This window comes from Kitasatospora sp. NPDC050463, assembly GCF_040655255.1.
Classification (GTDB): Bacteria; Actinomycetota; Actinomycetes; order Streptomycetales; family Streptomycetaceae; genus Kitasatospora.
Window position 1 is genome coordinate 1 of record NZ_JBFAJO010000093.1, and the last position, 21585, is coordinate 21585.

The 21585-nt window shown below is 72.5% G+C and carries 21 protein-coding genes and 5 tRNA genes; 6 read left to right on the plus strand and 20 right to left on the minus strand.

Translation table 11 applies throughout. The annotated features are described in order from the left end of the window. Positions 1-134: 134 nt before the first annotated feature. The 3 genes from AB0J08_RS36030 to AB0J08_RS36040 all read right to left on the minus strand — a co-directional run bounded on the left by AB0J08_RS36030 (position 135) and on the right by AB0J08_RS36040 (position 4765). Positions 135-668 (minus strand): hypothetical protein, encoded by a 534-nt coding sequence (locus AB0J08_RS36030; protein ID WP_360642541.1) that lies wholly within the window; start codon positions 666-668, stop codon positions 135-137. Positions 669-802: 134 nt separating this feature from the next. Next, positions 803-3031 (minus strand): ATP-dependent DNA helicase RecG, encoded by a 2229-nt coding sequence (recG, locus tag AB0J08_RS36035; RefSeq protein WP_360642543.1) that lies wholly within the window; start codon positions 3029-3031, stop codon positions 803-805. 102 nt (positions 3032-3133) lie between these two features. Then, entirely contained in the window at positions 3134-4765 is a 1632-nt protein-coding gene (locus AB0J08_RS36040) for a DAK2 domain-containing protein (protein ID WP_360642545.1), read from the minus strand. A 283-nt stretch (positions 4766-5048) separates the two neighbouring features. On the opposite strand from AB0J08_RS36040, the gene rpmB reads away from it, so the two are divergent. Then, positions 5049-5234 (plus strand): 50S ribosomal protein L28, encoded by a 186-nt coding sequence (gene rpmB / locus AB0J08_RS36045; RefSeq protein ID WP_014138233.1) that lies wholly within the window; start codon positions 5049-5051, stop codon positions 5232-5234. Between the two features lie 154 nt (positions 5235-5388). Here the strand turns inward: rpmB and thiD are convergent, their stop codons facing one another. From thiD to AB0J08_RS36060, 3 genes are all read right to left on the minus strand, one after another. Further along, entirely contained in the window at positions 5389-6234 is an 846-nt protein-coding gene (thiD, locus tag AB0J08_RS36050) for a bifunctional hydroxymethylpyrimidine kinase/phosphomethylpyrimidine kinase (RefSeq protein ID WP_360642547.1), read from the minus strand. A 24-nt stretch (positions 6235-6258) separates the two neighbouring features. Further along, positions 6259-7284, minus strand: coding sequence for a 6-phosphofructokinase (locus AB0J08_RS36055; protein WP_360642549.1), 1026 nt, complete (start codon positions 7282-7284; stop codon positions 6259-6261). 186 nt (positions 7285-7470) lie between these two features. Then, positions 7471-8436 (minus strand): thiamine-phosphate kinase, encoded by a 966-nt coding sequence (locus AB0J08_RS36060; protein ID WP_360642551.1) that lies wholly within the window; start codon positions 8434-8436, stop codon positions 7471-7473. Positions 8437-8651: 215 nt separating this feature from the next. Here AB0J08_RS36060 and AB0J08_RS36065 point away from each other — a divergent pair, with 215 nt between their 5' ends. After that, positions 8652-8885, plus strand: coding sequence for an Lrp/AsnC ligand binding domain-containing protein (locus tag AB0J08_RS36065; RefSeq protein ID WP_360642553.1), 234 nt, complete (start codon positions 8652-8654; stop codon positions 8883-8885). Positions 8886-8965: 80 nt separating this feature from the next. After that, a complete protein-coding gene (locus tag AB0J08_RS36070) occupies positions 8966-9478 on the plus strand; it encodes a DUF3515 family protein (protein WP_360642555.1) in 513 nt (170 codons plus the stop codon). 63 nt (positions 9479-9541) lie between these two features. Here the strand turns inward: AB0J08_RS36070 and AB0J08_RS36075 are convergent, their stop codons facing one another. The 3 genes from AB0J08_RS36075 to AB0J08_RS36085 form a co-directional block, all read right to left on the minus strand. After that, positions 9542-10684, minus strand: a complete 1143-nt coding sequence (locus tag AB0J08_RS36075; RefSeq protein WP_360642557.1) for a D-alanine--D-alanine ligase family protein — start codon at positions 10682-10684, stop codon at positions 9542-9544. 68 nt (positions 10685-10752) lie between these two features. After that, positions 10753-11754, minus strand: coding sequence for an NAD(P)H-dependent glycerol-3-phosphate dehydrogenase (locus AB0J08_RS36080; protein WP_360642559.1), 1002 nt, complete (start codon positions 11752-11754; stop codon positions 10753-10755). Further along, positions 11751-12581, minus strand: a complete 831-nt coding sequence (locus tag AB0J08_RS36085; protein ID WP_360642561.1) for a lysophospholipid acyltransferase family protein — start codon at positions 12579-12581, stop codon at positions 11751-11753. The genes AB0J08_RS36080 and AB0J08_RS36085 overlap by 4 nt, the downstream gene beginning before the upstream one ends. Positions 12582-12799: 218 nt before the next feature. On the opposite strand from AB0J08_RS36085, the gene cofC reads away from it, so the two are divergent. Both cofC and AB0J08_RS36095 read left to right on the plus strand, forming a co-directional pair. Further along, the gene (gene cofC / locus AB0J08_RS36090) at positions 12800-13531 is read left to right on the plus strand and encodes a 2-phospho-L-lactate guanylyltransferase (protein ID WP_360642563.1); all 732 of its coding nucleotides are present in this window, start codon (positions 12800-12802) and stop codon (positions 13529-13531) included. A gap of 54 nt (positions 13532-13585) precedes the next feature. Further along, positions 13586-13807, plus strand: coding sequence for a hypothetical protein (locus AB0J08_RS36095; protein WP_329489734.1), 222 nt, complete (start codon positions 13586-13588; stop codon positions 13805-13807). A 194-nt stretch (positions 13808-14001) separates the two neighbouring features. Here the strand turns inward: AB0J08_RS36095 and AB0J08_RS36100 are convergent, their stop codons facing one another. From AB0J08_RS36100 to leuC, 4 genes are all read right to left on the minus strand, one after another. Then, positions 14002-14724: an HU family DNA-binding protein gene (locus AB0J08_RS36100; protein WP_360642565.1), complete on the minus strand. Its 723-nt coding sequence runs from the start codon at positions 14722-14724 to the stop codon at positions 14002-14004. Positions 14725-14857: 133 nt separating this feature from the next. Then, a complete protein-coding gene (locus AB0J08_RS36105; protein WP_360642579.1) occupies positions 14858-15046 on the minus strand; it encodes a hypothetical protein in 189 nt (62 codons plus the stop codon). A 340-nt stretch (positions 15047-15386) separates the two neighbouring features. After that, positions 15387-15983 carry a 3-isopropylmalate dehydratase small subunit gene (gene leuD / locus AB0J08_RS36110; RefSeq protein WP_360642567.1) on the minus strand — a complete coding sequence of 199 codons (597 nt, stop codon included), beginning with the start codon at positions 15981-15983 and terminating at the stop codon, positions 15387-15389. Positions 15984-15988: 5 nt separating this feature from the next. Next, on the minus strand, positions 15989-17410 hold the full coding sequence (gene leuC / locus AB0J08_RS36115) for a 3-isopropylmalate dehydratase large subunit (protein WP_360642569.1): 1422 nt from the start codon (positions 17408-17410) through the stop codon (positions 15989-15991). A 230-nt stretch (positions 17411-17640) separates the two neighbouring features. On the opposite strand from leuC, the gene ndgR reads away from it, so the two are divergent. Further along, on the plus strand, positions 17641-18354 hold the full coding sequence (ndgR, locus tag AB0J08_RS36120) for an IclR family transcriptional regulator NdgR (protein ID WP_148642806.1): 714 nt from the start codon (positions 17641-17643) through the stop codon (positions 18352-18354). Between the two features lie 122 nt (positions 18355-18476). Here the strand turns inward: ndgR and AB0J08_RS36125 are convergent. The 7 genes from AB0J08_RS36125 to AB0J08_RS36155 form a co-directional block, all read right to left on the minus strand. Beyond that, positions 18477-18551, minus strand: a tRNA-Gln gene (locus AB0J08_RS36125). Between the two features lie 44 nt (positions 18552-18595). Further along, positions 18596-18671 (minus strand) — tRNA-Glu (locus tag AB0J08_RS36130). Between the two features lie 26 nt (positions 18672-18697). After that, a tRNA-Glu gene (locus AB0J08_RS36135) sits at positions 18698-18770 on the minus strand. 27 nt (positions 18771-18797) lie between these two features. Next, positions 18798-18870 (minus strand) — tRNA-Glu (locus AB0J08_RS36140). A gap of 37 nt (positions 18871-18907) precedes the next feature. Continuing rightward, positions 18908-18979 (minus strand) — tRNA-Gln (locus AB0J08_RS36145). 210 nt (positions 18980-19189) lie between these two features. Next, a complete protein-coding gene (gene gltX / locus AB0J08_RS36150) occupies positions 19190-20689 on the minus strand; it encodes a glutamate--tRNA ligase (protein WP_360642571.1) in 1500 nt (499 codons plus the stop codon). Continuing rightward, complete coding sequence (locus AB0J08_RS36155) at positions 20682-21482, minus strand: fumarylacetoacetate hydrolase family protein (RefSeq protein ID WP_360642573.1); 801 nt, start codon at positions 21480-21482, stop codon at positions 20682-20684. The genes gltX and AB0J08_RS36155 overlap by 8 nt, the downstream gene beginning before the upstream one ends. Positions 21483-21585 lie beyond the last annotated feature (103 nt).

Here is a 21585-nt window from a genome sequence, read left to right on the forward strand (position 1 = left end):
CCGAACCCGCCCCGAGCCGAAGGGCCGCGCCGGTGCCGAAAGGGAGAAGCGACGGAGCGACGAAGGAGCGACGGAGCGCCGACCGTCGGCGCCGGGTCAAGCGGCCCGGAGGCGAGCGGGCGACAACACAGCCCTCAGCTCGCGTCCGCCGCCGTCGGCTGGGGCGGGATCGCCGCGCCGAGCAGCGCCGGCGAGGCGTAGCGGGACCACGAGAGGCAACCGTCGGGCGGGCAGAACTCGGGGCGGCGCGGGTCGTGCCCGAGCTCGCGCAGCTTGGTACGGACGGAGTCGGGGGTGCGGCCGAAGCGGGCGGCGATCCGGGCGACGGTCTCGCTGTCGTGGAACCGCCGGACCAGCTCCTCCTCGTGCTGCGGCACCCAGGGGGCGCCGTGCCCGGGGTAGAGCTCACGCAGCACGTCGCGGTCGGGGATGGGCTCGGAGACGTCGGCGACGATCGCCAGCGCCCGGAGCGCGCGGTTGAGCGCGATCCGCAGCGAGGCGACGTCCTCGACCGGCAGGCGGAGCTTGCCCGAGGCGAGCGGCGCGGCGGCCGCCCCCTCGCGCCAGCCGGTCAGGGTGAGGGTGACCTCGCGGTCGTCGTCGCTGGCGAGTTCGATCCGGAAGACCTTGTCGCCCAGCGGGAGCTCGTTGAGATGACGGAATGCCATGGCAGGACCCCCAAGTGTCGTGCCAGGTACGCACCTTGAGGGTGCGTCCTGAACAACTACATTCTCTCGCGGGGGTCTGACAATCGGGCTCCGCCGGCGGGCGGTCCCGAGGGGATCGGCCCGTCTCCGGGTGCCTATCCCTTCTCCATGTAGGCCGCGCGGTCGGCGTCGAGCAGGCTCTCCAGCGCGGTGCGCAGGTCGGGGTGGTCGGTCAGCGACGGGTCCTCGGCGACCAGCCGGGTGGCCTCGGCGCGGGCGGTCACGATGACCTCCTCGTCCTCCAGGACGGAGAGCACCTTCAAGGAGGACTTCACCCCGGACTGCGCCTGGCCGAGCACATCGCCCTCCCTCCGCTGTTCGAGGTCGATCCGGGACAGCTCGAAGCCGTCCAGGGTGCCGGCCACCGCCTCCAGCCGGGCCCGGGCGGCGCTGCCCGCCGGCATGTCGCTGACCAGCAGGCAGAGGCCGGCGGCGCTGCCGCGCCCGACCCGGCCGCGCAGCTGGTGCAGCTGGGAGACGCCGAAGCGGTCGGCGTCCATGATCACCATCGCGGTGGAGTTGGGGACGTTGACCCCGACCTCGATCACCGTGGTGGCCACCAGGACGTCCACCGCGCCGGCCGCGAACCGGCGCATCACCTCGTCCTTGGCGTCGGGCGCGAGCCGGCCGTGCAGGATCTCCACCCGGAGCCCGGCCAGCGGGCCCTTCACCAGCTTCTCGGCGGTCTCGACGACCGACAGCGGGGGGCGCCGGTCGTCGCTCCCGGCGCCCGCGTCCGGCTCCGCGCCGGTGAGCTCCTCCAGGTCCTCGGCCGGCGTGGACCTGCGCTTCTTCTTGGCGTCGGCGGGCTCCTCGTCCCCGATCCGGGGGCAGACCACGTACGCCTGGTGGCCCTTGGCCACCTCCTCGCGGACCCGTTCCCAGGCCCGTGCCAGGAAGTTGGGCTTCTCCAGCGCCGGGACGACATGGGTGGAGATCGGTGAGCGGCCGGCCGGCAGCTGGTCCAGCACCGAGGTCTCCAAGTCCCCGAAGACGGTCATCGCGACGGTGCGCGGGATCGGGGTGGCCGTCATCACCAGCAGGTGCGGCGGCTGGTCGCCCTTGGCGCGCAGCGCGTCCCGCTGCTCGACGCCGAAGCGGTGCTGCTCGTCCACCACGACCAGGCCGAGGTCCTGGAACTGCACCTTGTCCTCGATCAGCGCATGGGTGCCGATCGCGATGCCCGCGTCCCCGCAGGCCATGTCCAGCATCGCCTGACGGCGGGCCGGCACTCCCATCGAGCCGGTCAGCAGCACCACCCGGGTGCCGAGGTCCGAGCCGCCCAGCAGGCCGCCCTCCGCCAGGTCCCCCATCATCTCGACGATCGAGCGGTGGTGCTGCTGCGCCAGGACCTCGGTGGGGGCCAGCAGGGCGGCCTGGCCGCCCGCGTCGACCACGGCGAGCATGGCGCGCAGGGCGACCAGCGTCTTGCCGGAGCCGACCTCGCCCTGGAGCAGTCGGTGCATCGGGTGTTCGGTGGCCAGGTCGGCGGCGATCTCGGCGGAGACCTTGTGCTGGCCGTCGGTGAGGGTGAACGGGAGCCGGGCGTCGAAGGCGTCCAGCAGTCCGCCGGCGCGGGGCCGGCGCGGCTTGGCCGGCAGCGCGGAGTCGGCGGCCCGGCGCTGCGCCAGCGCGACCTGGAGGACGAAGGCCTCGTCCCAGCGGAGCCGGCTCTGGGCGCGTTCGCGGTCGGCCTGGTTGCGCGGGCGGTGGATCAGCTCCAGCGCCTCGGGCAACGGGATCAGCTCGTGCCGCTCGCGCAGCTCCGCGGGCAGCGGCTCGCCGACGTCGGCCAGGTGCTTGGTGAGCGCGGTCTCGATGCAGATGGACAGCTTCCAGCTGGGCATCTGGGCGCTGGCGCCGTAGACCGGGATCAGCCGGCCGGCGAACTGCTGCGCGGCGTCCGACCCGGCCTCCTCGTCGAGGAGCTGGTAGTCCGGCGAGACCAGTTGGCGGGTCCGGTTGAAGACGCCGACCTTGCCGGCGAACAGACCCTGGGCGCCGGTCCGGAGCTCCTTCTGCCGCCAGCCCTGGTTGAAGAAGACCAGCGAGAGCCGGCTGCGGCCGTCGGTGACGACCACCTCCAGGCGGTCCCCCTTGCGGCCGCGGAACGGGATCAGGGTGACCTTCTCGATCCGGGCCAGCACGGTGACGTGCTCGTCGATCTCCAGCTCGTCCAGGCTGGTGAGCTGGCCGCGCTCGACGTAGCGGCGCGGGTAGTGGTGCAGCAGGTCCCCGACCGTGCGCAGCTTGAGGCTGTCGGCGAGCACCTTGGCGGTACGGTCGCCGACGAGCTTGGTCAGTGATTCATCGAGAGCGCCCATCAGGCCCTTGTTTACACCACCGGACCGACATTCCGGGCGCCACCCGCTGCCCGGCGGCGCCCACGGCCGTGCGGGCCGCCGCCGCGCCCGCCGCCCGGCCCACTACTCCACGCCGATGAGCAGCGGCGCGGACTCCTGGCCGCCGTGGAAGACCACCGCGTCGACCTCCGGCCGCCGGTGCCGGGCGTGCGCGACCAGCCGCTCGGCCAGCTCCTCGTCCGCGCCCTCGCCGAGGATCAGGGTGACGAGTTCGCCGCCCGCGCCGAGCATCCGGTCGAGCACCCGCTCGCCGACCTCGGCCGGGCCGGTGCCGATCACCACCACGTCCCCGTCGATCAGCCCGAGCACGTCCCCGGCCTGGCAGACCCCGGCCATCGTCCAGGACTCCCCCTCGGCGACGGCGAGTTCGGCGTACCGGGTGGCGCCCGCGGCGGAGGTCATGGCGACCACGTCCTCGTCGAACCGCCGGCCGGCCTCGTGCACGGCGAGCGCGGCCAGCCCCTGGACCGGCGAGCGGGTGGGCAGCACGGCGATCCGCACGCCCTCCTCGCGCAGCTGGTCGGCGGCGGCCCCGGCGGCGGCCCGCAGCTCGGGGTCGTTCAGCAGCAGGACGACCTCGCGGGCGCCCGCCCGGCGGACGGCGGCGGCGAGTTCCGCGCTGGCCGGCGGGCGGTCCGGGTCGGCGTGCAGGACGACGGCGCCGGCCTGCTCGCACAGCTCGGCCAGGCCCGCGCCGGAGACCACCGAGAGGACCGCCCGGGTGCGCTCCTCGCGCTCGCCCCGGTCGTCTGCGGCGCCGGCCCGGGCGGCGGCCTCGGCGAAGTGCGTGATCCGGATCTGGTGCGGCCGTCCGGCCCCGAGGCCGGCCTCCACTGCGGCCCCCGCGTCGTCCACGTGGACGTGGACGTTCCAGAGACCGTCGCCGCCGCCGACCACCAGTGAGTCGCCCAGTCCGGCGAGCCGCTCGCGCAGCGCGGGGAGCGCCTCGTCGGGGGCGTCCAGCAGGTAGATCACCTCGAAGGCGGGGTGGCCCGGGCCGGGGGGTCGGACGTGGCTCCCGCAGCTCTCGACCAGCCGGACGTCCCCGCGCAGCGCGACCGGGCCCATCGGCTGGTGGCCGGCCACCGCGTCGGCGAGCGCCCCGAGGACGGCGACCAGGCCGCGCCCGCCCGCGTCCACCACACCGGCCTCGGCCAGGACGGCGAGTTGCTCGGGGGTGTGCCGCAGCGCGTCCCGGGCCGCCCGGTAGGCGGTCTCGGCGACCTGGGCGAGGCCGTCGCCGGCTCTGCCCGCCTCCCGGGCGGCCACCCGGGCGACGGTCAGCAGCGTGCCCTCGACCGGATCGGCGACCGCCTGGTAGGCGGACTCGGCGGCCCGCTGGAGGGCGGCCCGCAGCTGGTCGGCGCCACCGCCCTGGGCCAGCTGCTCGGCGGTGCCGCGCAGCCACTGGGCGAGGATCACGCCGGAGTTGCCCCGGGCGCCGACCAGCGCGCCGCGGGCCATCGCCCGGGCGGCCTCGGCGAGGCCGGGGAGCGGGCCGCCCGCCGGGTCGGTGAAGCGGCTCTCCACTTCGGCGGCGGCGGACTCCACGGTCAGGTAGAGGTTGGTGCCGGTGTCGCCGTCCGGGACGGGGTAGACGTTGAGTGCGTCGATCTCCTCGCGGGCCTGGCCGAGGGCGCGCAGGGCCAGCTGGCACCAGCTGCGCACGGCCGGGGCGTCGAGTGTGGTCAGCACCAGGTCTCCTCCGGATGGGACGCCGTGATGGCCTGCGCGTGAACGGCGAGGGGTGGTACCGGCAGGTTATCGGGGGCCGGGGGCGGCTGTCGGAAGCAGCGAGCGCAGCGATCACCTGCGCAGACGTGGTAGTTTCGTTGAACGGAAGCAAGCGTTGTATGCTCTTCCGGTTGCCTGGAACAGTCCAGGCTCACCCCCTTGGTCCGGTCAGGTTCACGAGAGTGCTCCGCTGGGTTGGCGGGGTTTTCGAACGTAAATGATCTGAAGTCTTGGAGTGACTCCTGTGGCTGCCAACTGCGACGTCTGCGGCAAGGGGCCGGGCTTCGGCAACAGCATCTCCCACTCTCACCGCCGTACCCCCCGTCGTTGGAACCCCAACATTCAGACGGTGCGCGCTGTGATTGGGCGGACGCCGAAGCGGCTCAACGTCTGCACCTCGTGCATCAAGGCCGGTAAGGTCTCGCGCTGACGCGCAGACCGGTAAGCCGGTCCTCCAGGAAGCCGGTCCATCCTCGGGTGGGCCGGCTTCCTGTTTCTCAGTACCGGCCGGTTTCTCCGAGCTCGCTCGGAGCCTCCATGGGCGGGCCCTCGGGCCCGCCCATGGTCGTTCGCGGCCGGACCGCTCAGCGCCAGCGCCAGGCGTGGTCGACCGGGCCGATGCCGGCCCCGAGCGCGAAACCGCCGGCGATCGCGCCGGTGACGTAGGCCTTAGCCGAGGCCACCGCCCCGGGCAGCGACTCGCCCTTGGCCAGCCCGGCGGCGATGGCGCTGGCCAGCGTGCAGCCGGTGCCGTGGGTGTGCCGGTTGTCGTAGCGGGGCGCCCGGTACCAGTGCTCCTCGCCCGCCCCGCCGTACAGCAGGTCGGTGGCCTCGCCCTCCAGGTGCCCGCCCTTCACCAGGACCCAGCGCGGCCCCAGGTCGAGCAGGGCCTTCGCCGCGTCGAGCATCTGCGACTCGTCCTCGACGGTGCGCCCGGTGAGCTGCGTCACCTCGTGCAGGTTGGGCGTCGCGAGGGTCGCGACCGGCAGCAGCTTCTCCCGGACGGTGGCGACGGCCTCGGCGGCCAGCAGCGCGTCGCCGTGCTTGGAGACGCCGACCGGGTCGACCACCACCGGGGCGGCCACCCCGGCCAGCAGCTCGGAGACGGTCTCGACCAGCTCGATCGAGGCGAGCATGCCGGTCTTCACGGCCTGGACGCCGATGTCGTCCACCACGCTGCGGAACTGGGCCCGGACGGCCTCGGCCGGCAGCTCCCAGTAGCCCTGGACGCCGAGTGAGTTCTGCGCGGTGACGGCGGTGATCACGCTCATGCCGTGGACGCCGAGCGCCAGCATCGCCTTGAGGTCGGCCTGGATGCCGGCGCCACCGCCGGAGTCGGAGCCGGCGACGGTGAGGACCCGCGGGGGCGCGGTGGAGGAGCCGGCCGGGGGGCGGCCGTCGGGAGCGGGGGTGGAAGACGGGAGCGACATGGGCCCCAACCTACCCGCGCCGCCTCAGAGCACGGCTTCGGATTCCGCCCAGCGGTCCTGCGGCACGGTCTTGAGGTGGGTGACCGCCTCCGCGACCGGCACCAGCTCGATGTCGTTGCCGCGCAGTGCGGTGAAGTGGCCGAAGGCACCCTTGTGGACGGCCTCCACGGCGTGCCAGCCGAACCGGGTGGCGAGCACCCGGTCCCGGGCGGTGGGGGTGCCGCCGCGCTGGGTGTGGCCGAGGATGACCGGCCGGGCCTCCTTGCCGAGCAGGTCCTCCAGCTCGTGGGCGAGGCGGTTGCCGATCCCGCCGAAGGTCCGGTGGCCGAACTGGTCGACGGCGCCGTGGTCGAAGCGCATCGTCCCGGGCGTCGGGGCCGCGCCCTCGGCGACGGCGATGATGGCGAACTTCTTGCCCCGGGAGAAGCGGTCCTCGACCATCCGGGCCACCGCCTCGATGTCGAAGGGCTTCTCCGGGATCAGGATGCCGTGGGCGCCGCCCGCCATCCCTGCGGTGAGGGTGATCCAGCCGGTGTGCCGGCCCATCAACTCCACGACCATCACGCGCTGGTGGGATTCGGCGGTGGTCTTCAGCCGGTCGATCGCGTCGGTCGCGACATGCACCGCGGTGTCGAACCCGAAGGTGACGTCGGTCGCGTCGATGTCGTTGTCGATGGTCTTCGGCACGCCGACCACCGGCAGGCCGGCGTCGCTGAACATCTTGGCGGCGGTCAGCGTGCCCTCGCCGCCGATCGCGATCAGCGCGTCGATGCCGATGTCGCGGGCCAGGGTCTGCGCGTTCTCCACCGCCCAGGCGATCCGGTCGCGCTGGACCCGGGCCGAGCCCAGGATGGTGCCGCCGAGGGTCAGCAGACCGGTGACGTCGTCGTGCGAGATCGGCCGGGTGCGGCCCTCGATCAGACCGAGGAAACCGTCCTCGACGCCGACGATCTCGTCACCGTGCACATCGGTTCCCCGGTGCACCACGGAGCGGATCACCGCGTTGAGACCGGGGCAGTCGCCGCCGCTCGTCAGGACACCGATGCGCATGGTGGCTGTGCTCCCCGCTCCACAGTGGTTCAGACCACTCGCGTGTGGACGCGGGTGGGCCCGGTTGAGCGCAAGCCTACGCCGTCCCCCGGCCCGGGCCCGTGCGCCGCTCGGCCGGAGCGTCACGCGCAATCCGCGCACCGGGGCGACGGACGGGCCGGGGCGACCGGGGCGACCAGGGCGGTCTCACTCGGCGAAGTGGTCCCAGCCGCCGACCCGGTCCCAGGGCTCGCCGTCCACCGTCACCCGGCCGCCGCGGGACGGCCGGGCCCGACCGGTCACCTCGCCCACCACCCGCCAGCGGGCGGGCAGTTGGACGCCGCGCGGGAAGGTCGCCACGATCGCGTGGTCCTCGCCGCCGGAGAGCACCCAGACCAGCGGGTCCACGCCGACCGCCTGGCCGATGTCGGCCATCTGCGCCGGAACGTCGAAGTGGGCGGCCCGCAGGTCGATGTCCACCCCGCTGGCCCGGGCGACATGGCCGAGGTCGGCCACCAGTCCGTCGCTCACGTCGACCATCGCGGTGGCGCCCAACTCGGCCCCGGCCGGGCCCGCGTGGTACGGCGGTTCGGGCCGGCGGTGCGCCTCGACGAAGGCGCGCGGCGAGCGGAAGCCTCGCTGCAGCACGGTCAGTCCGGCGGCGGACCAGCCGAGCCAGCCGGTGACCGCGACCACGTCGCCCACCTGGGCCCCGGCGCGCGTCACAGGTGCGCGCCCCTGGAGATCTCCGAGCGCTGTGATGGCCAGGGTGATGACGTCACCGCGCACGACGTCGCCGCCGACCACCGTCGCGCCGGCCACCTGGCACTCGTCGCGCAGCCCGTCCATCAGTTCCGTGGCCCAGGTGGTGGGAAGGTCGGCGGGGGCGACCAGACCGAGCAGGATCGCGGTGGGCACCGCGCCCATCGCGGCCACGTCGGCGAGGTTCTGGGCGGCGGCCTTGCGGCCCACGTCGTAGGCGGTCGACCAGTCCCGGCGGAAGTGCCGGTTCTCGATCAGCACGTCCGTGGTGGCGACCACCCGGCCGTCCGGCGCCTTCACCACCGCGGCGTCGTCGCCCGGACCGAGGTCGACCGCGTCGGTGAGCGGTACCCGGGCCGTCAGCTCCCTGATGAGTCCGAACTCGCCGAGCTCGCCCACGGTCCCCTGCATCTGCCGTCCTCTCGCGTTTCCATCGGAATCAGAACTCGTGCCCCCGCTCCCCCGCGCGCAGCGTACGCCCTCCGGGGGTGCGGAAGTCTCCCCTCCCCGGCCCGCTGCGCGGTAGCGTGGTGATCGGAATGCCGGTGAACCCGTTCCCCACCCCCGACGCCCGAGCGGGCGATCACGGCGCCGTTCCCCGTACCCAGCCGCCGGGAGGTCCCCCCGTGGTACAGGCATACATCCTGATCCAGACCGAGGTAGGCAAGGCCACCGCCGTGGCCCTGTCCATCTCCGAGATCCCCGGCGTCCTCCAGGCCGAGGACGTGACCGGCCCGTACGACGTGATCGTGCGGGCCGAGGCCGAGACCGTGGACGACCTCGGCCGCCTGGTCGTGGCCAAGGTCCAGCAGGTCGAGGGCATCACCCGCACGCTGACCTGTCCGGTGGTCCACCTCTAGGGTGTGCCCGCGAAGGCCCGCCCTCCGGGCGGACGACGGGCCTTCGCGGACCCACCCCGCGCCCCGGCTACGATCGGCGGGTGGCCCCAGAACTCCGCGTCCCCCGCTTCCTGACGGCGCTGCCCGCCCCCATCCGGTGGCTGGCCCTGCCCCTGGCGCTGAGCTGCACCGTCGTGGTGCTGATCGGCAGCTGGGGCGCGCCCGCGAACGTCGAGGTGCCGACGCCCACCGGCAAGGTCGCCGCGTACTGCCAGGCGCTGGCCGCGGCACTGCCGCCGGAGGTGCTCGGCCACGCCCGCAAGGACCCGTCGCCCGCGTCCCTGTACGTGGCCGCCTGGGCCAGCTCGCCGCGCACCGTGCTGCGCTGCGGCGTGGACCGGCCGGAGGAGCTGAACGGCGAGCACGCCAAGGACCTCTCCCCCACCATCGACGACGTCACCTGGTGGTCGCAGAAGCTCGACGACGGCGGCTACCGCTTCATCACGACGATGCGCCGGGCGTACGTCGAGGTGACCGTCCCCGGCGGGGCCTTCGCCAACCCGCTCGACCCGGTCGCCGCCCTCAACCCCGTGGTGAAGGCGAACATCCCGTAGCGGCCGGACAGCGCGAGGGCGGTCCGGAGGTTCCCGGACCGCCCTTCTCCGTCGTGCGTGCGCCTACCGCAGACCGGTCGAGCGGCGCAGCGCCGCCTGCAGCAGCCGGTCGATCAGCTCCGGGTAGGACAGACCGCTGGCCTCCCACATCTTCGGGTAGGCCGAGATCGGGGTGAAGCCCGGCATGGTGTTGACCTCGTTGATCATCCAGCTGCCGTCGTCCAGCAGGAAGAAGTCCACCCGGGCCAGGCCCTCGCAGCCGAGCGCCTCGAACGCGGCGACCGCCTGACGGCGGATCTCGGCGAGCTCGGCCCCGGCCAGCTCGGCCGGAATGCGCACCTCGGAGGAGTCGATGTACTTGGCCTCGAAGTCGTAGAACTCGTAGTCGCCGCCGACCAGGACCTCGGCCGGGACGCTGGCGCGCGGGCCGTCCTCGAACTCCAGCACCCCGCACTCGATCTCGCGGCCCGAGACCCCGGCCTCGATGATCAGCTTGGGGTCGTGCCGGCGGGCCTCCTCGATCGCGGCATCCAGCTCGGCGAGGTCCTTGACCTTGGTGATCCCGATGCTGGAGCCGGCCCGGCAGGGCTTGACGAACAGCGGCAGGCCGAGCTGACCGACCCGCTCGCGGACGGCCGCGCGGCCGGCCTCGCTCTCCCACTCCCGCGGCCGGACGATGGTGTACGAGCCGACGCCCAGACCGTGCGAGGCCAGGATCCGCTTGGTGAACTCCTTGTCCATGCCCACCGCGCTGGAGAGCACGCCGTTGCCGACGTAGGGCACACCGGACAGCTCCAGCAGCCCCTGCAGGGTGCCGTCCTCGCCCCAGGGGCCGTGCAGTAGCGGGAAGACCACGTCCACCTCGCCGAGTGCCTTGGGAGCGGCCCCCGGCTCGCTCCAGACCACCTCGCGGCTGTCCGGGCTGACCGGCAGCACGACCTGGCCGTCGACGGCCTCGGCGACCTGGGCGACGTCCGGCAGCCGGCCGTCGGTGATGGCCATCCGGGCCGGATCGTCGCCGACCAGCGCCCAGCGGCCCTCATGGGTGATGCCGATCGGCAGCACGTCGTACTTCTCGCGGTCGATCGCCCTGAGCACACTGCCCGCGGTGGTCACCGAGATGGCGTGCTCGGAGCTGCGGCCACCGAAGACGAGCGCTACGCGCGGCTTCGCGGACGGATTCGGGGGGGTCTGTTCGATGCTCATATCGGGTTTGAGACTACCGTGCGAGGTGTTTGCGGAAAGTCAGCCACCCGGTCCGCGCGCGCCGGGCGTCAGTGCCGCTCGGCCTTGGCCGAGCGCGACATCAGCGCCTGCAACGCCTCCTGGGTGGGGCGCCCGTTGTGCACCACGTCCACCACGGCCTCGACGATCGGCATGTCGACGCCGCTGCGCCGGGCCAGGTCGAGCACCGACTCGCAGGACTTGACGCCCTCCGCGGTCTGCCGGGTGGCGGCGATGGTCTCGGCGAGCGACATCCCCCGGCCCAGGTTGGTGCCGAAGGTGTGGTTGCGGGAGAGCGGCGAGGAGCAGGTCGCCACCAGGTCGCCCATCCCGGCGAGCCCGGCGAAGGTGTACGGGTCGGCGCCGAGCGCCAGCCCCAACCGGGTCGTCTCGGCCAGCCCGCGGGTGATCAGCGTCGCCTTGGTGTTGTCGCCGAGCCCCATGCCGTCCGCCATGCCGACCGCCAGGCCGATCACGTTCTTCACCGCGCCGCCCAGCTCGCAGCCGATCACGTCGGTGTTGGTGTACGGGCGGAAGTACGGCGTGTGGCAGGCCGCCTGGAGCCGCTTGGCGACCGCCTCGTCGGTGCAGGCCACCACGCTCGCGGCGGGCTGCCGGTTGGCGATCTCCCGGGCCAGGTTGGGGCCGCTGACGACCGCCACCCGCTCCGCCCCGACCGCGGCGACCTCGGCGATGACCTCGCTCATCCGCTTGGCGGTGCCGAGTTCGATGCCCTTCATCAGGCTGACCAGCACGGTCTGCGGCTCGATCAGCGAGGCCCAGGAGGCCAGGTTCTCGCGCAGCGTCTGGGAGGGCACGGCGAGCACCGCGAAGTCGGCGCCGGCCAGCGCCGTCGCCGGGTCCACCGTCGCCCGGATCGACCCGGGCAGCGGAACGCCGGGCAGGTAGTCCGGGTTGACGTGAGTGGTGTGGATCGCGTCCACCAGCTCCCGCCGGCGCCCCCAGAGCGTCACCTCGCAGCCCGCGTCGGCCAGCACCATCGCGAACGCCGTCCCCCAGGACCCCGTTCCGAACACCGCACATCGGGTCACTTGCCGGCCTCCTCGGTACCGTTCCTGCGCGTGCCGGCGGCCCGCTGCCGCTCGGCCGCGGCCGCCGCCGCCCGGTGCCGGGCCGCCGTACGCATGTCGTAGCGCTCGGCCGGCGGCTCCTCGCCGCGGATCCCGGCCAGCACGGCGGTGATCGCCTGCATGATGTCCTCGGTGGCGTCCCGGAGCACCTGGGCGGTCAGCTCCTGGCCCTGGTACTTGCTCAGGTCCACGGCCGGCCCGGCCGCCACCGTCACCCGGTGGCGCGGGAACAGGTTGAACCGGCTCTTCCCGGAGCCACCCCGGCCGTACGGCGGGATGATCTCGTGCGCACCCCAGTGCGCCACCGGAATGACCGGCGCACCGGTCATCAAGGCGACCCGGGCCACCCCGCTCTTGCCGGTCATCGGCCACAGGTCCGGGTCCCGGGTGAGCGTGCCCTCCGGGTAGAACTGGACGCACTGGCCGCCGTTCACCGCGTCGATGGCGGCCCGGAACGCGTGCGCGGCGTCGGTCGACTCGCGGAACACCGGGATCTGCCCGGTCTTGCGCAGCATGAAGCCGATGAACGGGACCGAGAACAGCGAGGACTTGCCGAGGATGCGCGGCGGCCGTCCGCTGTTGTACTGCCAGTGCGCGTACACCACGGGGTCGATGATCGAGTTGTGGTTGACCGCGGCGATGAAGCCGCCCTCCTTCGGCAGGTGCTCCCAGCCCCGCCAGTCGGGCTTGACCAGCGCGGTCGTCACCGGCTTCACCAGCACGGCCGCGAAGCGGTACCAGATGCCGTAGTCGGCGTTGCCGAAGCTGGCGTACGAGCGGCGGGCCACCCCAGGTCCTCCTCATCCGGTGCGGCACGTGGGGTGCCGCAGTCTCTCGCCGCCCGTGACCCCCGTCGGACGGGGCCCGGGCGCGGAACAGTCTCGCCCGACCGCGAACCGGCTGTCGAGCAACCCCGCCAGCACGTCGGGTGGGCGTGACCAAACGCACGTCCGCACAGTTCGGACGGCCTGGCGAGGGTTCCGGGACCGGCGTCACAATGACGCCGATGACCCAGGACACCGTACGCCCCACCGGGCCCGTCGCGCCCCCCGCACCCACCGCCGGCTGGTCGCTGGTGCTGCCGCTCAAGCGGCTCGCCCTGGCGAAGACCCGCCTGGCGCCCTTCGCCGGACCGCACCGCGCGGACCTGGCGCTCTCCTTCGCGCTGGACACCGTGACCGCCGCGCTGGCCACCCCGGGCGTGTCCCGGGTCCTGGTGGTCACCCGGGACGCCGCGGCGGGCGAGCGCCTCGCCGCGCTCGGCGCGATCGTGGTCGGCGACGAACCGGGCGGCGGCCTCAACGACGCACTGGCGCACGGCGCGGCTGTCGCGCTGGCCCTCGCCCCGCGCGCCCCGTTGGCCGCGCTCTCCGCCGACCTGCCGGCCCTGCGCCCGGCCGAACTGGCCCGGGTGCTGGCCGCGGCGGGGCCGGCCGGGCGGGCGTTCCTGGCCGACAGTCCCGGGTTGGGCACCACCCTGCTCGCCTGCGCCCCCGGCAGTCCGCTCGCCCCCGCCTTCGGCGACGGCTCCCGGGCCCGGCACGCGGCCGGCGGTGCCCGCGAACTGCGCCTGCACGGCGTGGAGTCGGTGCGCCGGGACGTCGACACCGGCGCCGACCTCGGCGAGGCACTGGCGCTCGGCGTCGGCCCGCACACCGGCGCCCTGTCGGCCCGGCTCGCGGACGCGCTCGGGCTCCCCGCGCCGAAGCGCTCCACAATCCCCCGCGGGCGGCGCTGAACTGCCTCCTGACTGCCTCCGGGGCCTGTCGGTGGTGCTCGCTATGCTGCTTCCATGCAGGCCACCGCGTTCACCTTCGACCCCGCCACCCGGGCCGGCTCCGTGCTGCTCGACGACGGGACCCCGGTGCCGTTCGACGCGGCCGCCTTCGACGCCGGCGGCCTGCGGCTGCTGCGCCCCGGCCAGCGGGTGCGGATCCGCACCGAGGGGGCGGGCGATGCCCGCCGGGTGGTCTTCCTGACGCTGCAGACCTTCCCCGACCCGGCCGAGGCCTGACCGGGCCCGCACGGGCGCCCCGGCGGTTCCTCTCCCGGTTCTTCTCGTTCTTCCCGTTCGCCCCGCCGACCGGCCCGGGTGACCGGGCGGGCAGGTGGCCTGCGCGCGCCCCGAAAAACGGAAGAGCCGTGGCGGCCCGCCCACCCGGAATTCCGGGAGGGGGTGCGCCACGGCCCTGGAAAGCCGTCCGACGACTACTTCGCGCTGGTCTTGCGCGCGGTGGTCTTGCGGGTGGCGGTCTTCTTCGCGGGAGCCGTCTTCTTGGCCGTGGCGGTCGCCTTCTTGGCGGCGGTGGCCGTGGTCTTCTTGGCGGCGGGCGCGGTCGCCGTCTTCTTGGTGGCGGCGGCCGTCTTCTTCGTCGCGGCGGCCGAGGTCTTCTTGGCGGCGGCGGCGGTCGTGGTCTTCTTGGCCGTGGCGGTCGCCTTCTTGGCGGCGGCGGCCGTGGTCTTCTTGGCGGCGGGCGTGGTCGCCGTCTTCTTGGCAGCGGCCTTCTTGGTGGCGGCGGCCGGCGTGGCGGCGGCCGCGGCGGCGCGCTTGGTGGCGGCGCGCTTGGCGGCCGGGGTCGCGGCGACACCGCTCTTGCCCGGGGTGAGGGAGCCCTTGGGGGCCTTCTTCACCGAGGGGCCTTCCTTCGGCAGCTTCTTGCTGCCGCTGACCAGGTCCTTGAAGCCCTGGCCGGGACGGAAGCGGGGCACCGAGGTCTTCTTGACCTTGACCTTCTCGCCGGTCTGCGGGTTGCGGGCGAAGCGCGCGGAGCGCTCCACCTTCTCAAAGGTGCCAAAACCGGTGACCGACACCCGGTCACCGGCCACAACGGCGCGGACCATGGTGTCGAGCACTGCGTCGACGGCCTCTGCGGCAGCCTTGCGACCGCCCAGCTGCTCGGCCACCGCTTCGACAAGCTGAGCCTTGTTCACGTCTTCCCCTTCGGAAACGGGCGCCGGATGATTCCATCCGTTCATTTCGCACGTTAGGTATGTATCTGCGGACTTTCAATTACCAAACGCGCGAATCACCCTAGTGTCGCAATGGATTTGCGCGTCGGCGACCTCAGGCGACGGGCGGGCGCCCCTCGTCGAGGTCATGCACAAAGCGACTCAACCGCCTTGCCGCCCCCGGAAGATCGCGCTTGGCGGCCTCGGTGACGATGAGGAGTTGACGGGTGAGAGCGGTCTTTGCATCGGCAGACACGTTCAGCGCATGCACGCGGGCGTGAGCTTGCTTCAACCGCTCGGCCACAAGCGCGTAGAGCGCTGCGACTTCCGGGTCGTCCGGCCCCTCAGCAGGTGAGGTGGCGGCGTCCGGCCGATCGTCAATTCGGCGTTCGGATCCCCGGCCCGTGGACTCCGGTGACGCGGGTTCGCCACCCGCGTACGGAGGTTCATGGTGCCGGTGCATGTACTGATTGTGCCATCTACCCGCAGTTGTGCTTGCGCGGGGCCTCTGCGGCAATGCCAAATCGGCAATCGGGGGCCGGCTCCGGACGGTAACTCGGGGCCCGGAACGGCGGATGGTCCGCCCCCCCGAGGGGAGGCGGACCATCCGGTGGAACGTCAGAATGCTTGTTCTCCCGTGGCGCTCAGGCGACCGGCAGAGTACGCGGCTTGAAGGCGGGCCGGGTCTGTTCGAAGGTCGCGATGTCGGCCTCGTTCTGCAGGGTGATGCTGATGTCGTCCAGGCCGTTCAGCAGCCGCCAACGGACGTTGTCGTCCAGCTCGAACGGGGCCGTGACGCCCTCGGCGCGGACCTCGCGGGCCTCCAGGTCGACGGTGATCTCGGCGGTCGGATCGGCCTCCACGAGCTCCCAGAGCCGCTCCACCGTCTCCTGCGGCAGCACGACCGTGAGCAGGCCGTTCTTCAGCGAGTTGCCGCGGAAGATGTCGGCGAAGCGGGACGAGACGACCGCGTGGAATCCGTAGTTCTGCAAGGCCCAGACCGCGTGCTCGCGGGAGGATCCGGTGCCGAATTCGGGACCGGCCAGCAGGACCGTCGCACCCTGCCGCTCGGGCCGGTTCAGGATGAACGACTCGTCCTTGCGCCAGGCCTCGAACAGGCCGTCCTCGAAACCGGAACGAGTGACCTTCTTGAGCCAATGCGCCGGGATGATCTGGTCGGTGTCGACGTTGCTGCGGCGCAGCGGGACGGCGCGGCCGGTGTGGGTGGTGAACTTCTCCATGCTGCTCAGGCCTCCACAGCGACGTTGGACGAGAGATCGGCGGGTGCGGCCAGTCGGCCGAGGAGCGCGGTCGCGGCGGCGACCTGCGGCGACACCAGGTGGGTACGGCCGCCCTTGCCCTGGCGACCCTCGAAGTTGCGGTTCGAGGTGGAGGCGCAGCGCTCACCGGGGGCCAGCTGGTCGGGGTTCATGCCCAGGCACATCGAGCAGCCGGCGTGGCGCCATTCGGCACCGGCGGCGGTGAACACCTTGTCCAGGCCCTCCTCGACGGCCTGCAGGGCGACCCGCACCGAGCCGGGGACGACCAGCATCCGCACGCCGTCGGCGATCGTCCGGCCGTCCAGGATGGCTGCGGCGGCCCGCAGATCCTCGATCCGGCCGTTGGTGCAGGAGCCGACGAAGACGGCGTCGACCTTGACCTCGCGCAGCGGGGTGCCGGCCTCCAGGCCCATGTACTTCAGGGCGTTCTCGGCGGCGGTCCGCTCCTGCGGGTCGGCGAAGGAGGCCGGGTCCGGGACGTTGGCGCCGAGCGGCGCACCCTGGCCCGGGTTGGTGCCCCAGGTGACGAACGGGGTCAGCTGGGTGGCGTCGATGAAGATCTCGTGGTCGAAGACCGCGTCCTCGTCGGTGCCCAGGGTCTTCCAGTACTCGACCGCGGCGTCCCAGTCCTCGCCCCGGGGCGCGTGCGGGCGACCCTCCAGGTAGTCGAAGGTGGTCTGGTCGGGGGCGATCATGCCGGCCCGGGCGCCCGCCTCGATGGACATGTTGCAGATGGTCATCCGGGCCTCCATGGAGAGGCTGCGGATGGCCGAGCCGCGGTACTCCAGGACGTAGCCCTGGCCGCCGCCGGTACCGATCTTGGTGATGATCGCCAGGATCAGGTCCTTGGCCGTGACGCCCTCGGGCAGCTCGCCCTCGACGGTGATCGCCATCGTCCGGAACGGCGCCAACGGCAGGGTCTGGGTGGCCAGGACGTGCTCGACCTGGCTGGTGCCGATGCCGAACGCGAGCGCGCCGAACGCGCCGTGGGTGGAGGTGTGGGAGTCGCCGCAGACCACGGTGGTGCCCGGCTGGGTCAGACCGAGCTGCGGGCCGACGACGTGCACGACGCCCTGCTCGACGTCGCCCAGGGAGTGGATCCGGACACCGAACTCGGCGGCGTTGCGGCGCAGCGTCTCCAGCTGGACCCGGGAGACCGGGTCGGCGATCGGCTTGTCGATGTCCAGCGTCGGAGTGTTGTGGTCCTCGGTGGCGATCGTGAGATCGGTGCGGCGGACCGTGCGTCCAGCCAACCGGAGGCCGTCGAAGGCCTGCGGGCTGGTCACCTCGTGGAGCAGGTGCAGGTCGATGAAGAGCAGGTCGGGCTCGCCCTCGGCGCGCCGCACGACGTGGTCGTCCCAGACCTTCTCTGCGAGTGTCCGTCCCATCGGATTCCCTCCAGCCGGCCGCGTTGCCGGCCTTCTCGTGTCATCGGGGCCACTGCTTCCGCCGCCCTGTGAGGCGCGCCGCGTGACCTGCACACCGGATCGGTGTCCACCATGCGGACACTCTGTCGAGGCCGCATTCTGGATGTCTCCCGGGCTGCTGCTATCCAGAGTGGCGCTTTTCGCGGAAGATTGAACTTGCGTCTCGCGGAATGAGACTGCAGTCTTAGGGCATGGACAACTCTAGCGGCGTCGGCGTTCTCGACAAGGCCGCTCTGGTGCTGAGCGCACTGGAGTCGGGCCCCGCCACGTTGGCGGGGCTGGTCGCCGCCACCGGTCTGGCGCGGCCCACGGCCCACCGGCTCGCCGTCGCACTCGAACACCACCGACTGGTCACCAGGGACATGCAGGGCCGGTTCATCCTCGGCCCCCGTCTCTCCGAACTCTCCGCCGCGGCGGGCGAGGACCGGCTGCTCGCCACCGCGGGCCCGGTCCTGACCCACCTGCGCGACGTCACCGGCGAGAGCGCACAGCTCTACCGCCGGCAGGGCGAGATGCGGATCTGCGTCGCCGCCGCCGAGCGGCTCTCCGGCCTGCGGGACACCGTCCCGGTCGGCAGCACCCTGCCGATGAAGGCCGGCTCGGCCGCCCAGGTCCTGCTCGCCTGGGAGGAGCCCGAGCGGCTCCACCGCGGCCTCCAGGGCGCCCGCTTCACCGCAACCGCGCTGAGCGGCGTCCGTCGCCGTGGCTGGGCCCAGTCGATCGGGGAGCGAGAGCCGGGCGTGGCGTCCGTCTCCGCGCCGGTGCGCGGCCCCTCCAACCGGGTCGTTGCCGCCGTCTCCGTCTCCGGCCCGATCGAGCGCCTGACCCGCCACCCGGGCCGACTGCACGCCCAGGCCATCATCGAGGCCGCCAACCGGCTCACCGAGGCCCTGCGTCGCGGCTGACCAACCCCACAACACGGAAAAGGGCCCGCTCACCGAGGTGAGCGGGCCCTTTTCCGAGGAATCACCCGGGAAATGCGACCGGAAAACACAAAAAGCCCTGGCGGACCAAGGCCTTGCATTACTGGCTGGGGTACCAGGACTCGAACCTAGACTAAATGAACCAGAATCACTCGTGCTGCCAATTACACCATACCCCAACAAAGCAATCAGCCGATGGGTCAAGCCCACCGGCTTAGTGCTCTGGTACCCCCGACCGGATTCGAACCGGCGCTACTGCCGTGAGAGGGCAGCGTGCTAGGCCGCTACACAACGGGGGCTTCCTGGCGATCCCTTGCGGGATCCGTACCCCCGACCGGATTCGAACCGGCGCTACTGCCGTGAGAGGGCAGCGTGCTAGGCCGCTACACAACGGGGGCTTTCCAGGTGATCCCTTGCGGGATCCGTACCCCCGACCGGATTCGAACCGGCGCTACTGCCGTGAGAGGGCAGCGTGCTAGGCCGCTACACAACGGGGGCTTCATCTTTGTTTGTACTGCGGTGGTGCTGTACTGCGCTGGGGTACCAGGACTCGAACCTAGACTAAATGAACCAGAATCACTCGTGCTGCCAATTACACCATACCCCACCAGAGTTGAACCCCTGCGGGCCCTTCTCAGGCGTTGCGCCCCTCGCTCGGTACCGACGGGGTTTCGCTCCCTCGTCCGTTCCCTCCCGGGCGGCGCAGAAAGAACATTACCCGACGTCCGGCCCCGGTCCAAAATCGATAACCCCAGGCAGCGACCGGGGCGGCTGCGGGCCAGGTCAGAACCCGGCCCGCAGCCGCCCACGAGGGTCCTCAGGCAGCCGGGACGGCGGCCAGCGCGGCGGACAGCCGGCGCAGCGTCTCGGGGCGCCCGAGCAGCTCCATCGACTCGAAGAGCGGCGGGGAGACCCGGCGACCGGTGACGGCCACCCGCAGCGGCGTGAAGGCGAACTTCGGCTTGATGCCCAGCCGATCCACCAGCGCTGCGCGCAGCGCGGCCTGGATCGGCTCGGGCGAGAAGTCCGCCAGCTCCTCCAGCGCCTTGATACTGGCCTCCAGCACCGGACGGGCGTCCGCGGTGAGCACCTTGGCGGCGTCCTCCGCGTCCAGCGCGAAGTCGGCCGGGTCGACGAAGAGGAAGCCCGCCATGGTGACGATCTCGCTCAGCACGACCATCCGCTCCTGGGTGAGCGGTGCCACCTTGGCCAGCAGCTCCAGCTGCTCGGCGGTCGGCTCGGCCGGCAGCAGACCGGGCGCCTGCAGGTACGGCACCAGCCGGCGGACGAAGTCCTCCGGGGCCAGCCGGCGCACGTGCTCGGCGTTGACGTGCTCGCACTTCTTGAGGTCGAACCGGGCCGGGTTGGCGTTGACGTCCGCGATGTCGAAGGCCGCGACCAGCTGCTCCACCGAGAAGATGTCGTCGTCCGGGGAGAGCGACCAACCGAGCAGCGACAGGTAGTTGAGCAGGCCCTCGGGGATGAAGCCGCGCTCGCGGTACAGGTTGAGCGAGGCCTGCGGGTCGCGCTTCGAGAGCTTCTTGTTGCCCTCGCCCATCACGTACGGGAGGTGGCCGAAGCGCGGGGTGCCGCCGTCGCCGACGCCGATCTCGGCGAGCGCGGCGTACAGCGCGATCTGGCGCGGGGTCGAGGAGAGCAGGTCCTCGCCGCGCAGCACGTGGGTGATGCCCATGAGGGCGTCGTCCACCGGGTTGACCAGGGTGTAGAGCGGCGCGCCGTTGGCCCGGACGATCCCGTAGTCGGGCACGTTCTCCGGCTCGAAGGTGAGCGTGCCGCGCACCAGGTCGTCGAAGGAGATGGTGCGGTCGGGCATCCGGAACCGCAGGATCGGCTCGCGCTTCTCCAGCTTGTAGACGGCGACCTGGTCGTCCGTCAGCTCGCGGCAGTGGCCGTCGTAGCCGGAGGGCCGGCCGGCCGCGCGGGCGGCCTCACGGCGGGCGTCGAGCTCCTCGGTGGAGCAGTAGCAGTGGTAGGCGTGGCCGGCCTCGTGCAGCCGGCGCGCGACGTCCGCGTAGATGTCCATCCGCTGCGACTGGCGGTACGGCGCGTGCGGGCCGCCGATCTCCGGGCCCTCGTCCCAGTCGAAGCCGAGCCAGCGCATGGCGTCGAGCAGCTGCAGGTACGACTCCTCGGAGTCGCGGGCGGAGTCGGTGTCCTCGATCCGGAAGACCATCGTGCCGCCGTTGTGGCGGGCGAAGGCCCAGTTGAAGAGGGCCGTGCGGACCAGACCCACGTGCGGGTTGCCGGTCGGGGACGGACAGAAGCGAACCCGAACGCTCGGGTCAGTGTTAGCCACGCTTGATCACCTTGTTGGCGAGAGTGCCGATGCCTTCGATGGAGACGGCGACCTCGTCGCCGACGTTGAGCGGGCCCACCCCTGCGGGTGTGCCGGTGAGGATGACGTCGCCGGGCAGCAGCGTCATGGCCTCGGAGATGTGGACGATCAGCTCGGCGACCGAGCGGATCATCAGAGAGGTGCGCCCGGTCTGCCGCAGCTCGCCGTTGACCGTGCAGGTGATGGCGAGGTCGCCCGGGTCGAGATCGGTCTCGATCCACGGACCCAGCGGGCAGGCGGTGTCGAAGCCCTTGGCCCGGGCCCACTGGCCCTCGCGCTGCTGGACGTCACGCGCCGTGAGGTCGTTGGCGCAGGTGTAGCCGAGGATCACCTCGGGCACCCGGTCCAGCGGGACCTCGCGGCACATCCGGCCGATGACCACGGCCAGCTCGGCCTCGTGGTGGACGTCGGAGGAGAACGGCGGGTACGCGATGGACTCGGTCGGGCCGATCACCGAGGTCGACGGCTTGAAGAAGGTCAGCGGGACGTCCGGGACGTCGTTGCCGAGCTCGGCCGCGTGGGCGGCGTAGTTGCGGCCGACCGCGACGATCTTGTTCGGCAGCATCGGGCTGAGCAGCCGCACGTCCTGGAAGCGGTAGCTCTCGCCGGTGGGTTGGGGCTGCCCGAACGGGTGGCCGGCCAGGGCGTGGACGACCAGAGACTCGGGCTGGGCCGGGTCGCCCTCGACCACACCGAAGGAGACGCTGCCGGCGGCAGGGCTCCCTTCCCGGACGGAAAACCTGGCAATGCGCACGGCTGGGCTACCCCTCGCTTCGTCGGCCGCCCGGGGCGCCCCCGGGCGCTGCTGGGCGCCGCACCCAGTGGGCCCGGACCCGCTCAATCGTCGACCAGGCTAT